At 73.6% G+C, this 12,581-nt stretch carries 8 protein-coding genes and 1 pseudogene; 6 read left to right on the top strand and 3 right to left on the bottom strand.

What is annotated here, in order from left to right:
• Positions 1–122: 122 nt before the first annotated feature.
• Entirely contained in the window at positions 123–500 is a 378-nt protein-coding gene (locus EV385_RS31870; protein WP_130512806.1) for a hypothetical protein, read from the top strand.
• Positions 501–559: 59 nt separating this feature from the next.
• On the opposite strand, the gene EV385_RS31875 is transcribed toward EV385_RS31870, so the two are convergent.
• From EV385_RS31875 to EV385_RS31885, 3 genes are all read right to left on the bottom strand, one after another.
• On the bottom strand, positions 560–1,120 hold the full coding sequence (locus tag EV385_RS31875) for a DUF2087 domain-containing protein (RefSeq protein WP_130512807.1): 561 nt from the start codon (positions 1,118–1,120) through the stop codon (positions 560–562).
• Between the two features lie 83 nt (positions 1,121–1,203).
• A complete protein-coding gene (locus EV385_RS31880; protein ID WP_130512808.1) occupies positions 1,204–3,144 on the bottom strand; it encodes a putative bifunctional diguanylate cyclase/phosphodiesterase in 1,941 nt (646 codons plus the stop codon).
• Entirely contained in the window at positions 3,141–4,442 is a 1,302-nt protein-coding gene (locus tag EV385_RS31885; protein WP_165449677.1) for an extracellular solute-binding protein, read from the bottom strand. The genes EV385_RS31880 and EV385_RS31885 overlap by 4 nt, the downstream gene beginning before the upstream one ends.
• A gap of 194 nt (positions 4,443–4,636) precedes the next feature.
• Here EV385_RS31885 and EV385_RS31890 point away from each other — a divergent pair, with 194 nt between their 5' ends.
• The 5 genes and pseudogenes from EV385_RS31890 (at position 4,637) to EV385_RS31910 (ending at position 12,555) form a co-directional block, all read left to right on the top strand.
• A complete protein-coding gene (locus EV385_RS31890; RefSeq protein ID WP_130512810.1) occupies positions 4,637–5,938 on the top strand; it encodes an acyltransferase family protein in 1,302 nt (433 codons plus the stop codon).
• A gap of 34 nt (positions 5,939–5,972) precedes the next feature.
• Positions 5,973–8,651, top strand: a complete 2,679-nt coding sequence (locus tag EV385_RS31895; RefSeq protein ID WP_130512811.1) for a non-ribosomal peptide synthetase — start codon at positions 5,973–5,975, stop codon at positions 8,649–8,651.
• A 54-nt stretch (positions 8,652–8,705) separates the two neighbouring features.
• Complete coding sequence (locus EV385_RS31900; protein ID WP_242625190.1) at positions 8,706–9,746, top strand: iron ABC transporter substrate-binding protein; 1,041 nt, start codon at positions 8,706–8,708, stop codon at positions 9,744–9,746.
• 92 nt (positions 9,747–9,838) lie between these two features.
• Positions 9,839–11,320 (top strand): annotated as a pseudogene (locus EV385_RS31905) (ABC transporter permease); the annotation flags it as partial.
• Positions 11,321–11,487: 167 nt separating this feature from the next.
• Entirely contained in the window at positions 11,488–12,555 is a 1,068-nt protein-coding gene (locus tag EV385_RS31910) for an ABC transporter ATP-binding protein (RefSeq protein WP_130512814.1), read from the top strand.
• The last annotated feature ends 26 nt before the right edge of the window (positions 12,556–12,581 follow it).

Below are 12,581 nucleotides of genomic sequence, written 5' to 3' on the forward strand. Positions count from 1 at the left end.
CGGCCGGGCCCGGAGCCGGTGCAACCGGGTGGCGACCCGCGCGCACCGGGTCCCGCTACGGCACACCGGCACGGTGAAGAAGACCACGAGAAGGCTCCGCACGTCGGAAGGGACTCTGGGACATGCGCACCGAGGACACCGGAATCCGCCAGACCGCATCGCACGCGAACCTGCCGGGACAGCAGGCCGGTCGCCCTCTGGTCCGCGCCGAGGCCACCACCGACGAGGCCTACCCGTACGCGCTGCGGGTCGGCGACCACGCCACCGTTCGGGTCCCCATGACGGCCGCCGGACTGCGCTCGCTGCGCGACGCCCTGACCGCGCTGCTGGACAGCGCGGAGCCGGCCGAGGCGGACGACTTCGTCACCGTCTGGGCGCGGGCCAACGGCGCCACCGTACGCGGCGGCACCGCCAGCGCCACGGCCGGTCGGTGCACCGAGCCCACCGCCGAGATCATCCCGCTGCCGGCCCGGCCCGCCCGCTTCCTGCTGGCGGCCTAGGAGCGTCCGGCTCACCACCGAGGTGCAGGTGGCCGAGCGCCCCGGGAGAGGCGGCCGTGTCAGCCGACCGGCAGCGCCCGGCCCGGCCCGTACGTGGTGCCGGCGCGGTCGCGCTCGAGCCAGCCGGTGTCGACCATCATCCGGCGCACCCCGGCGACGTCGTCGGTGACCTCCGCCAGCCGGTGGTTGATCTCGTCCTCGTCGTGCAGGCCGTCGAGATCCAGGAACCGGGCGAGCAGTTCGCCGAGCAGCGGGGTGCGGTCGCTCAGCGTCGGCGGCATGCTGGTGAGCCGCCCGTGCGAGAAATACGGGCGCAGCCGTGGATAGCCGGCCAGCAGCGGCGCGATCGGCTGGAGCCGGTCGACCGCGGCGGCCGCCTCCCGCAGGCCTTCGGGCCGGGCCCGGTAGACGCCGTCGCCCGTCCCGGTGGCAAGCCCGAGGGCGACGAGCCGGGCGCAGGCGTCCCCCGTCTTCGGCAGGGGCAGATCGAGCGCATAGCTCAGCTCGGCGAGCGTGGCACCCTGCTCGCCGCGCCTGGTCAGCTCGGCCAGGGCGAGCAGTTTCGTCGGGCTGGACAGCTGGGCCAGGACATCGGCGGCACGGGCGGCTGGCACGGACATCGCACCAGCGTATGAAGACCTCGCGGCGCGGCGCATCCGATATCCGCGCCAGGCGGCCGCCGGCGCCGGACTCGCCGGTCAGCTCAGGCGGCCAGCACCCGGGCGGGAGCGCTGAGCAGTTCCTGGAAGGCCTCCGGCGCAACCGGCTTGGCGAACCAGTAGCCCTGGCCGTACTTGCAGCCGAAGTCGCGGACGCGGCGGGCCTGCTCCGCGGTCTCGATGCCCTCCGCGACGGTCTCCAGGCCGAGCAGTTCGGCCAGGCGCAGCACGGCCTCGCACACCCCGTCGTCCGCGGCCACGAACGACCGGTCGATCTTGAGCTGGTCGACCCGGAACCGCTGCAGGTGGGTGATGGAGGAGTAGCCCGTGCCGAAGTCGTCCAGGGCCACTCCGAAGCCGAGCGCACGCAGCCGTTCCACCTGGGTCGCCACCAGCTCGCCGTCGTGCACCATCGCCGACTCGGTGATCTCCAGCATCAGCGCGGCCGGCGGCAGCCCGGCCCCGTCGACCACGGCGCAGATCTCCTCGACCATCCCCCGGTGCTGCAACTGGTGCACGGACAGGTTCACGCTGATCACGAAGTCGTTGCCGGGCCGGTCGGCCAGCCACCGGGTGGCCTGCGCGCAGGCGAGTTCCAGTACCCGCCGGCCCAGCGGCAGGATCAGCCCGCTGGCCTCGGCGACCGGCAGGAACGCCGCCGGGGACAGCATCCCCTGGCTCGGGTGGGTCCAGCGGACCAGCGCCTCCGCCCCGACGATGGCGCCGCTGTTGAGGCAGACGATGGGCTGGTAGGCGAGGTGGATCTCGTCGGTCTCGAGCGCCCGACGCAGATCGACCTCCAGCCCGACCCGGCTGCGCACCCGGTCCTGCATGGACTGGTCGAAGACGACGAACCGGCCCTTGCCCCGGTTCTTGGCCGCGTACATCGCGACGTCGGCCTGGCGCAGCAGGTCGGTGCCGTCACGGTCCGGCCCGGCGACCGCGATCCCGACGCTGCCGCGGGTGAGGACCTGGGTGCCGCCGGTGTCGACCGGCTCGGCGAGCGCTTCGATGATCCGCTGGGCGACCGAGATCGCCGTGTCCGCGCCGCCGTTCTCGATGAGGATGGCGAACTCGTCGCCGCCGAGGCGGGCCGCGGTGTCGTTGTCCCGTACCGATCCGCGCAGCCGCGCGGCGACCTCGACCAGCAGCGCGTCGCCCGCGGCGTGGCCGAGGCTGTCGTTGATGCGTTTGAAATCGTCGAGGTCGACGAACATGACGGCGGGTTCCCCGGCCCGCAGGGCCTGCTGCATCCGTTCGATGAAGAGCTTGCGGTTGGGCAGACCGGTGAGCGCGTCGTGCTCCGCCTGATGCCGGATGGTCGCGGCGTTCTCGTTGGCCAGTTGCAACGCCGCGCGTTCCTGGCGCAGCAGCTCCGCGGCGGAGGCGGCGGCGGCGCGGTGGGCCCGGTCGAAACGGCGCAACAGCGCGCCGATCATCGCGGCGGTGAGGATCATCGCGACGACCAGGACGTAGTTGGCCGTGGCGGACGCCTTGCCGGCCTCGGCGGCGGCCGTCTCCGCCAGTTCGCCGATCCGGTCGCTGAGCGCCCGCAGCTGCGGGCCGGTCTTGCTGCGCTCGACCTTGATGGCCTCGTTGGTGTTGTCCACGATCAGCAGGTCCTGCTGCTCGTCGAGGACGGCGTGGTAGTCGCTGATCAGGCCGACCAGTTCGCGGCTGGTGGCGGCGGGCATGGTCGCCGCGAGCCGGGTGAGGACCTGGCTCTCCCGGCCCCGGATGGCGCCGGTGTCGCGGGCCACCCGGGCCCGGATGCTCGGATCGGCCAGCGTCTTCCACTGCAACGAGCTCTCCTCGTTGAGCAGCAGGACCAGGCTCTGCAGCCGCGCCGAGGTCTGGTTCTCCGCGATGCCCCGCCGGTGCTGGATGATGTTGACGTAGGTGACCAGGGCGAGGACGACCAGCACGGCCGCGAGGACGTTCGCCCAGCGGTTATGGCGCCAGCCGTGCCGGAGGGCGCTGATCATGACGCTTGCTGGATCGCGTTGCGGACGTCGTCGTCCGCGGTGCGCAGCAGGGCGCGCAGGCGCTGTTCGGGCAGCGGGGCCCCGGTATGCGTGATGGTCTCCCAGAGCGTGCTGAAGTCCTTCGTCAGCGCCGCCTCGATGTCCACCCACGCGGCGACCGCCGGGTACTGCCTACCGTCACGCTGCCCGTCGACGAAGCCCCGGTACGCGGGGTCGGCGTCGAGGCGGGTGCTGCGCATGACCTCCGTACGGGCGGGCCAGATGCCCAGCTCGCCGACCACGTACCGTTCCTGGCTCTGGGCGCCGGTGAGGAACCGTACCCATTCCAGGGCGGCGCCCCGGTGCGCCGAGCCCTTGAAGACGGCCAGGTCGCTGCCGCCCAGGAACGTGTACCGGCCCTTGGGGCCGGCCGGCATCGGCGCGGTCGCCCAGCCGGCCCGCAGGCCCGGCCGGTTCGTGTCGGCGCGGAAGGTGGCCACGGAGTCGGGGCCGTGGAACAGGACGGCGGTCTGCCCGTCGGCGAACGCGGCGACGGCGGCGTCGGAGTTCTTCGCCAGCAGATCCCGCTTGTTGTACGTGCCCATGAGGCGCTGGTAGAAGTCGATGCCCGCGGCCGACTCCGGGGTGGAGAGCATCGGCGTCCTGCCGTCGGCGGACAGCAGGTCCCCGCCCGCGCCCCAGATGAACGGGGCCACGTTGTGCACCACGTTCCAGTCATTCTTGCCGGGCTGCCCGAGCGGCGTGATCTTGCCTTCCCGCTTGATCGCGGCGAGGGTCCGCTCCATGGCGTCCCAGGTCTCGAACGCCTTCGCCGGGTCCAGGCCCAGGCGGCGCAGCACGTCGGTGCGGTAGAACAGGGCCCGGATGTCGACGAACCAGGGCACCGCGGTCACCGCGTCGCTGCCGACCAGCTTCGTGGCCGTCCAGCTCGCCGGCAGGAACGACGCCCGGCCGCCGAACGAGTTCAGCTCCGCGTCGGAGTACGGCGCCAGGGCACCGGTCTGCGACAGCCCGCCCACCCAGGTGGTGCCGAGTTGCGTGACGTCGGGCGCGTCTCCGCCGGCCGCGGCGGCGCTGATCCGGTTCAGCGCGGCGGCCCAGTCGAGCATGGTCAGCTGCACCGTGATGTTGGGGTGCAGGCGGTGGAACTGGTCCGCCTCGGCCTGCATGGCCTTGTGCGCGTCCAGGCCGTTCGGCATGAACCAGAACTTGATGGTCACGGGGGGCGCGGACGCGGCGTACCCGGTGGGTGCGGCGGTGTTCTCGGCGCGCTTGCCGCAGGCGGCGGTCGCCAGCATCAGCGGCACCACCAGCAATGCGATCGGCCTCAGGCATCGAGTCACGGTCCTGGTCATCATCACCCTCACCCGCCCATCGCCGACCGCATGACCGGCGCCTCATCAATCGGCCGGGGGGTAGCAGCCTTTAGTCAGCCGGACGTGACCCGGTGTGGGGGCGGGCGGCGTGGCGCGGATCGGTAGGGTTACCCGCCATGCTGATCAACCTGGGGTGGCGGCGTGCTCCGCAAGCACCCGTGCCCGCGGCGGCCGGAGCGCGGCCCGCGTCCGGCGGTGGCCGCCTGGTCGCGCTCGACGGCCTCCGGCTGTTCGCCGCCCTTTTCGTGGCGTTCTTCCACTACACCGGCCGTGAACCGAGCGTCGAACGCGCCTGGGGGGTGGGTTCGGCGACGGCCTTCCCGGGCCTGCGCGAGATCAGTTCGTTCGGCTGGATGGGCGTCGAGCTGTTCTTCATGATCAGCGGCTTCGTCATCTGCATGAGCTGCTGGGGCCGCAGCACGGGGGACTTCTTCCGGTCCCGGATCGTGCGGCTCTTCCCCGCGTACTGGGCGGGGGTTCTGATCACCTCCGCCGTGCTGTTCATCTGGCCGATGGTGGTCGAGCCCCGCACCCCGTCCGAGATCCTGCTCAACCTGACCATGCTGCAGCGGCCGCTGCACGTGGCCCAGGTCGAAGGGGTCTACTGGAGCCTCTGGGTCGAGGCGCGGTTCTACCTGCTGTTCTCGTTGCTGGTGTGGCGTGGGCTGACGCTGCGCCGCACGGTGATCTTCTGCTACGCCTGGCTGATCGCCTCCGTGCTCGCCACCCGGGCCGACGAGCCGCTGATCGCCACGATGCTCATGCCGCAGTACGCGCCGCTGTTCGTGGCCGGGATCGCCTTCTACCTGATCCACCGTTTCGGGTCGGACATCCTGCTCTGGGGGCTGGTGGTCTTCTCGTACCTGCTGGCGCAGCACAACATGATGCTGCGGGTGATCGGGGTCAGCGCGGACGACGTGCAGCGGCCGCTGTCGTCGAAGGTCGCGGTCGGCCTGCTCACGCTGTTCTTCGCGGTGATGGCGGCGGTCGCGCTCGGCTGGACGTCGTGGGTCCGGGGGCGGTGGCTGACCACGGCCGGACTGCTCACCTACCCGTTCTACCTGCTGCACGAGAACATCGGGTGGACGATCATCCACGCGATGCGCGACGTGCGCCCACGCTATCTCACCCTGGCCCTGGTGCTTGCGGTGATGCTGCTGGCGTCCTGGCTGCTGCACCGCCTGATCGAACGTCCGCTGGCCGCCGTGCTGCGCGGCCGGTTGAAGGCCGCCTTCGCCGGGTTCGGCCGCCCCGACCGACGGTACGGCGCGGGCCCGCCCGCCGGGCGCCGCCCCGCAGCTCGTACACCTGCCGGTCCGACCCGCGAGACGGGGACCGCGGTGACGGACGCCACAGCGGCGGTGCCGGATCAGCGCTCGCGAGCCGAGCCCCGCCAGACAGCGGACGTCGTGGATTAGGTAGTTAGGCAAGGCTTAGCTTAGGGTCGGCGCCATGCCGCCCCCGCTCGACCGCACCGCCGCGCACCCGCTGCTGGGCCGCGACCTGGCCGCGTTCGGCGACCGGACCGCCCTGGTCACGGCGGACGAGGAGATCTCGTACGCCGCACTCGCCGAACGGGTCGAGCGGGCCGCCCGCCGCCTCGGCACGGGCCGGCGCCTGGTGCTGGTCGCGGGCGCGAACTCTGTCGACGCGGTGGTGGGCTACCTCGGCGCCCTCGCGGCGGGCCACGCCGTGCTGCTGACCCCGGACGACGACGCGGTCATCGGGTCGCTGACCGCGGCGTACGACCCGGACGTGGTCTGCCGCACCCGGCGCGGCCGCTGGCAGTGCACCGAACGCCGCGACGGCTCGGCCCACGAGCTGCACCCGGAGCTCGCGCTGCTGCTCAGCACGTCGGGCTCCACCGGGTCACCGAAGCTGGTCCGGCTCTCCTACGACAACCTGCGCGCCAACGCCGAGTCGATCGCCGACTACCTGGGCATCCGGCCGACCGACCGGGCGGCCACCACCCTGCCGCTGCACTACTGCTACGGCCTGTCCGTGCTGCACAGCCACCTGGTGCGCGGCGCCGGGCTCGTCCTGACCGGGCTCTCGGTGGCGGACACCTGCTTCTGGGAGCTGTTCCGCCGGGCCCGGGGCACCAGCCTCGCCGGGGTGCCGTACACCTTCACCCTGCTGGAACGCGTCGGTTTCGCCGCCATGGACCTGCCCGACCTGCGCTACCTCACCCAGGCGGGCGGGCGGATGGCCCCGGAGCAGGTCCGGCACTTCGCCCAGCTCGGCCGCCGCCGCGGCTTCGACCTGTTCGTCATGTACGGGCAGACCGAGGCGACCGCGCGGATGGCGTACCTGCCGCCGGACCGGGCGCTGACCAGCCCCGCCGCGATCGGTGTGCCGGTGCCCGGCGGCGACCTGCGCCTCGCGCCGGTCGACGACCTGCCCGGCGCCGACGTCGGCGAGCTGGTCTACACCGGACCCAACGTCATGCTCGGGTACGCCGAGACCCCCGCCGACCTGCGCCTCGGCCGTACGGTGCGGGAACTGCGCACCGGCGACCTGGCCCGGCGCACCGAGGACGGCCTGTTCGAGATCGTCGGACGGCGCAGCCGCTTCGCGAAGGTGTTCGGGTTACGCATCGACCTGCAGCGGGTGGAGGCGGGCCTGGAGGCGGACGGGGTCCGGGCGTGCTGCGTGGCCTCCGAGAACGAACTGGTCGTGGTCGTCGAGCAGAGCGGGCGCGACGAGCAGCTGCCGCGCCTGATCGCGAGCCGCTGCGCCCTGCCGCCGCGCGCGGTGCGGGTGCTGGCACTGCCGGAACTGCCCCGGCTGGCCTCCGGCAAGGTGGACGTCCCGGCGGTCGCCGCGCTGGCCGCCAACCCCGGCCAGGCGACCCGACCGGCGGGCCATCCCGGCCGCGGCGACGGCCGACCGGCGGGCCATCCCGGCCCGGCGACCCGACCGGCCGCCGGTCCCGGCCCGGCGACCCGACCGGCCGTCGCCGCGGCCGCCAGTGTCGGTCCGGCCACCGTGGCCGAGGACGATGGGGCGCGGCTGCGCGAGCTGTTCGCGGAGATCCTGGACCGGCGCGACGTGACCGACGACAGCAGCTTCGTCGGCCTGGGTGGCGACTCGCTGTCGTACGTCGAGATGTCCGTACGCCTGGAGCAGCTGCTCGGGCCGCTGCCGGCGGGCTGGCACACCATGCCGATCCGCCGGCTACGCGACGGCGCCCGTCCGGCCGTACCGCGACGCCGGCGCACCCTGGACACCGTCGTGGCACTGCGCGCCGCGGCGATCGTGCTCATCGTCGGCTCCCACATCGAGCTGTTCACCGTGCGCGGCGGCGCCCACCTGCTGCTGGCGGTGGCGGGATTCAACTTCGCCCGGTTCCATCTCACCGACATCGCGCGGCGACGGCGGCTACGCCACCTGGGTGCCTCGGTGGCCCGCATCGCGGTGCCGTCGTCGCTGCTGCTGGCGCTGGTGGCGCTGCTCGACCACCGGTACGGCTGGCAGAACGTGCTGCTGCTCAACGAGGCGCTGGGCCCGCGCACCGGCCCGCAGCGCAACTACTGGTTCGTCGAGACCCTGGTCTACACGCTGCTGGCACTGCTGGCGCTGCTGGCGCTGCCGGTGGTGGACCGGTGGGAGCGTCGCGGGCCGTTCGCGCTGCCGCTGGCCCTGCTGGCCGCCGGGCTGACCGTCCGGTACGGGCTGCTGCCGCTGTCGCCGTGGGACAACCTGGCCACCCCGGTGCTGCTGTTCTGGTTCTTCGCCCTGGGCTGGGCGGCGGCCAAGGCCACCGCGTGGTGGCAGCGGTCGCTGCTGGCCGTGGTCGGTGTGACGGCGGTGGTCGGCTACTTCGGCAATCCGCTGCGCGAGGCCGTGATCGTGACGGGTTTCCTGCTGCTGACCTGGCTGCCGCGGCTGCCGAGTGTGGCGGCGCTGAACCGGGTCGCCAGCGTGCTGGCGGGGGCTTCGCTGTACATCTACCTGATCCACTGGCAGGTCTATCCGCTGCTGCAGTCGTACTCGCGGCTGCTGGCGCTGGCGGCCTGCCTGGCCGCGGGCGTGCTGTTCGGCACGCTGGTCGGCTGGGCCACCCGGTGCCTGCCCCGCCCTCGGGGGCGGCTGGCCGCCTCCCCGCCCGCAACCGCCCTGGTCACCTGAGGTTAGGCTCTGCTAACTTCGGCCCCGAAACGCCGTTCCGTGAAGGAGAACCCCGTGCCCCGTCGTGCAAGTTCCGCCCTGGCGACCACGCTGTGCGCCACGCTGCTCACGGGCGTCGCCGCATGCGGCGGGGAGCCCGCGAACGAGCCCGGCGACAAGACGGTCATGCTGTACAGCGGCCGGAACGAGACGCTGGTCAAGCCGATCCTCGACAAGTTCACCCAGGCCACCGGCATCAAGATCAAGGCCCGGTACGGCACGACCGCCCAGATGGCGGCGCAGCTGGCCGAGGAGGGCGAGCGCTCCCCCGCCGAGGTGTTCCTGTCCCAGGACGCGGGCGCGCTCGGGGCGGTGAACAAGAAGGGCCTGCTGGCCGGGCTGCCCGCCGAGGTCACCGCGAAGGTGCCCGAGGCGTACCGCGCCAAGGACGGCAACTGGGTCGGCGTCACCGCGCGCTCCCGGGCGCTGGTCTACAACCCGAAGCTGATCGCCAAGGAGCAGCTGCCCAAGTCCGTCTTCGACCTGGCCGACCCGCGCTGGGCCGGCAAGATCGCGATCGCCCCCACGAACGCCTCGTTCCAGACGTTCGTCACCGCGGTCCGGGTGCAGCACGGCGAGCAGAAGGCGAAGGAGTTCTTCACCGCGCTGAAGACCAACAACCCGCAGATCCGCGAGAACAACATCGCCATCGTCGAGGACGTCGACGCCGGGAAGGTGCCCGCCGGCCTGGTCAACCACTACTACCTCGGTGAGATCGCCAAGGAGCGCGGCACCACCCCGGAGAAGCTGAACGCGAAGCTGCACTTCTTCGCGGCGGGCGACACCGGCGCCATGGTCAACGTCTCCGGGCTCGGCGTGCTGCGCCGCTCCGCCAACGACCCGGACGTCCGCACCCTGGTCGATTACCTGCTCGGGCCCGAGGCGCAGCAGTACTTCACCCAGCAGACGTTCGAGTACCCGCTGGCCAGCGGCGCGCCCGCGCCCTCGTACGTGCCGCCGCTGGCGGAGCTCAAGGCGCCCGCCATCGACCTCAACGACCTGGAGTCGCTGGAGCAGAGCATCGCCTTGATCAAGGAGACGGGGTTGACGCCCTGAGCACCTCGACCGTCCCCCGCCCGCACGCCACGGCGGCACCCGCCTGGCGGCGGGCCGCGCGGCGGTGGGCCCCGCGCCCGCTGCTGCTGGCCATGGCGGGCGTCGCCCTGCTGGTCGCGCTCCTGCCGCTCGGGTACCTGATGCTGCGCGCCGGTCAGGCCGGGGGCGAACGGATCGCCGCCGAACTGCTCACCGCCCGCGTCGCCCGGCTGGCGGCGCTCAGCGTGGGCCTGGCCGCCGTCGTGACCGCCGCGTGCACGGTGCTCGGGGTCGCCACGGCGTTCCTGGTGACCCGCACCGACCTGCCCGCCGCGCGGGTGTTCGCCGTGCTGGCCGCGCTGCCGCTGGCGGTGCCGACGTACATCGCCGCGTTCGCGTGGATGTCCTCGGTCGACGGTTTCACCGGCTTCTGGGCCAGCGCCCTGGTGCTGACGCTGTGCTGTTACCCGTACACGTTCCTGCCGGTCGCGGCCGCGCTGCACCGCGCGGACCCGGCGCAGGAGGAGGTGGCCCGCTCGCTCGGCCGCCATCCGTGGCGAACCTTCCGCAGCGTGACCCTGCCGCAGCTGCGCCCGGCGATCGCCGGCGGCGCGCTGCTGGTGGCGCTGTACGTACTCTCCGACTTCGGCGCCGTGGCGCTGCTGCGCACCGACACCTTCACCCGGGCGGTGTTCACCGCGTTCGAGCTCGGTTTCGACCGCACCGGCGCGCTGGTACTGGCGACCGTCCTGGTCGTGCTGACCACGGTCCTGCTGGCGGCCGAGTCCACCACCCGGCGGCGCGGCGCCCGGTACTCCCCGGTCGGGGCGGGTGCCCGCCGCCCGCACACCCGCGTCCCGCTCGGCCGGTGGCGCTGGCCCGCCGCGGCGCTGCTGGCCGGGGTGTCGGCGCTGGCACTGGGCGTACCGGCGCTGAACCTGTCCCGGCGGCTGGCCGCCGGGGTGTCCCGGCCCGGCTCGCTGGCGGAGATCGCCACCGCCGCGGGCAACTCGCTGAGCGTCTCCGCCGCCGGCGCCGCCCTGACGTTGCTGCTGGCCCTGCCGATCGGGCTGCTGGCGGCCCGCGCGCCCGGCCCGGTCGCGTCGACGGTCGAGCGGCTCAGCTACCTCACCCACGCCCTGCCCGGGGTGGTCATCGGGCTGTCGCTGGTCTTCTTCGGCGTCCACGTGGCGTACCCGCTGTACCAGACCCGCTGGCTGCTCACCCTGGCGTACGCCGCGCTGTTCCTGCCGCTGGCCGTGGCCGCGGTCGGCGCCGCGGCGACGCAGGCCCCGCCGGTGCTCGACGACGTCGCGCGCAGCCTGGGACGCTCACCGCTGCGCGCGTTCGCCTCGGTCACCGCGCCCCTGGTCGCGCCGGGTCTGGCCGCCGGCACCGCGCTGGTGTTCCTCACCTGCATGAAGGAACTGCCGGCCACCCTGCTGCTGCGACCGACCGGAATGGACACCCTGGCCACCGAGCTGTGGACGCACACCGGCGTCGCGGCGTACGCGGCCGCCGCCCCGTACGCCGCGCTGCTGGTGGCCCTGTCCGCGGTCCCCGCCTGGTTCCTCGCCGCCCGCTCCGGCGCACTGGGACCGCGCGGCGCGGCCGGATACCATGCCGCGCCGCCGACCTCCGCACCGCCGACCTCCGCACCGCCGACCTCCGCACCGCCGACCTCCGCACCGCCGACCTCGGCCTCGGCCGCGGTCACCGGCGACGATCTGCCCGCACCGACCGCCCGCCCGGGAGGAGCCCGATGACCGCCCTCACCGTCACCGCGGCGCGCAAGAGCTATGGCGCCGTACCCGCCCTGGCCGACGTGCACCTGGCCGTGCCGACGGGCGCGCTGGCCGCCGTGCTCGGGCCCTCCGGCTGCGGCAAGACCACCCTGCTGCGCTGCGTCGCGGGCCTGGAACGCCTGGACGCGGGCGAGATCCGGGTGGCCGGCACGGTGGTCGCGGCGGGACGCACGCACGTGCCCGCCCACCGGCGCCAGGTCGCCCTGGTGCCGCAGGAGGGTGCACTGTTCCCGCACCTGTCCGTCGCCGCGAACGTCGCGTACGGGCTGGACCGGGCCACCCGCCGTGACGGCCGGGTCGACGAGGTGCTGGCCCTGGTGGGGCTCGACGGCTATCAGCGCCGGATGCCGCATGAGCTGTCCGGCGGGCAGCAGCAGCGCGTCGCCCTGGCCCGCGCGCTGGCCCCCCGGCCACGGCTGGTCCTGCTGGACGAGCCGTTCAGCGCGCTGGACGCCGGCCTGCGGGCCAGCCTGCGCCAGGACGTACGGGCCGCGCTGCGCGCCGACGGCGCCACGGCGATCCTGGTCACCCACGACCAGGGTGAGGCGCTGTCGCTGGCCGACCACGTGGTGGTGATGCGGGACGGGACCGCCGTGCAGGACGGCCCGCCCGCCGAGGTGTACGCGTCCCCCGCCGACAGCTGGGTCGCCCGCTTCGTCGGCGACGCGATGCTGGTGCCCGGCGTGGTCCGGGAGGGCCGGGCGCACACCGCGCTCGGTGCGGCGCCGCTGCACGGCGACGCCGGTGCCGGCGCGGGCCGCCCGGTGACCGTCCTGCTGCGACCGGAACAGGTCCGTCTGAGCCCGGTCGAGGCGGGCTCGGCGGGTCAGGTCACCGGCCGGGTGCTGCGGCACGACTTCCACGGCCACGACACCCTCACCCTGGTACGCCTCGACGACGGCACCGAGCTGCAGTCACGCCGGCTCAACGACGGCCCCCCGATCGGCGCGGGCACCGAGGTACGGATCACCATCCACGGCGCGGTCCGGGCGTGGCGCTCCGAGGCACTGCCCGCCACGGACTGACCGCGCGGCGACCTTCGGCCGGGACG

The sequence above is a fragment of the Krasilnikovia cinnamomea genome (assembly GCF_004217545.1).
GTDB lineage: Bacteria > Actinomycetota > Actinomycetes > Mycobacteriales > Micromonosporaceae > Actinoplanes > Actinoplanes cinnamomeus.

Coding starts and splice junctions, on each gene's coding strand:
- EV385_RS31870 (WP_130512806.1), top strand. CDS start 123: ATGCGCACCGAGGACACCGGAATCCGCCAGACCGCATCGCACGCGAAC.
- EV385_RS31875 (WP_130512807.1), bottom strand. CDS start 1,120: ATGTCCGTGCCAGCCGCCCGTGCCGCCGATGTCCTGGCCCAGCTGTCC.
- EV385_RS31880 (WP_130512808.1), bottom strand. CDS start 3,144: ATGATCAGCGCCCTCCGGCACGGCTGGCGCCATAACCGCTGGGCGAAC.
- EV385_RS31885 (WP_165449677.1), bottom strand. CDS start 4,442: ATGCTGGCGACCGCCGCCTGCGGCAAGCGCGCCGAGAACACCGCCGCA.
- EV385_RS31890 (WP_130512810.1), top strand. CDS start 4,637: ATGCTGATCAACCTGGGGTGGCGGCGTGCTCCGCAAGCACCCGTGCCC.
- EV385_RS31895 (WP_130512811.1), top strand. CDS start 5,973: ATGCCGCCCCCGCTCGACCGCACCGCCGCGCACCCGCTGCTGGGCCGC.
- EV385_RS31910 (WP_130512814.1), top strand. CDS start 11,488: ATGACCGCCCTCACCGTCACCGCGGCGCGCAAGAGCTATGGCGCCGTA.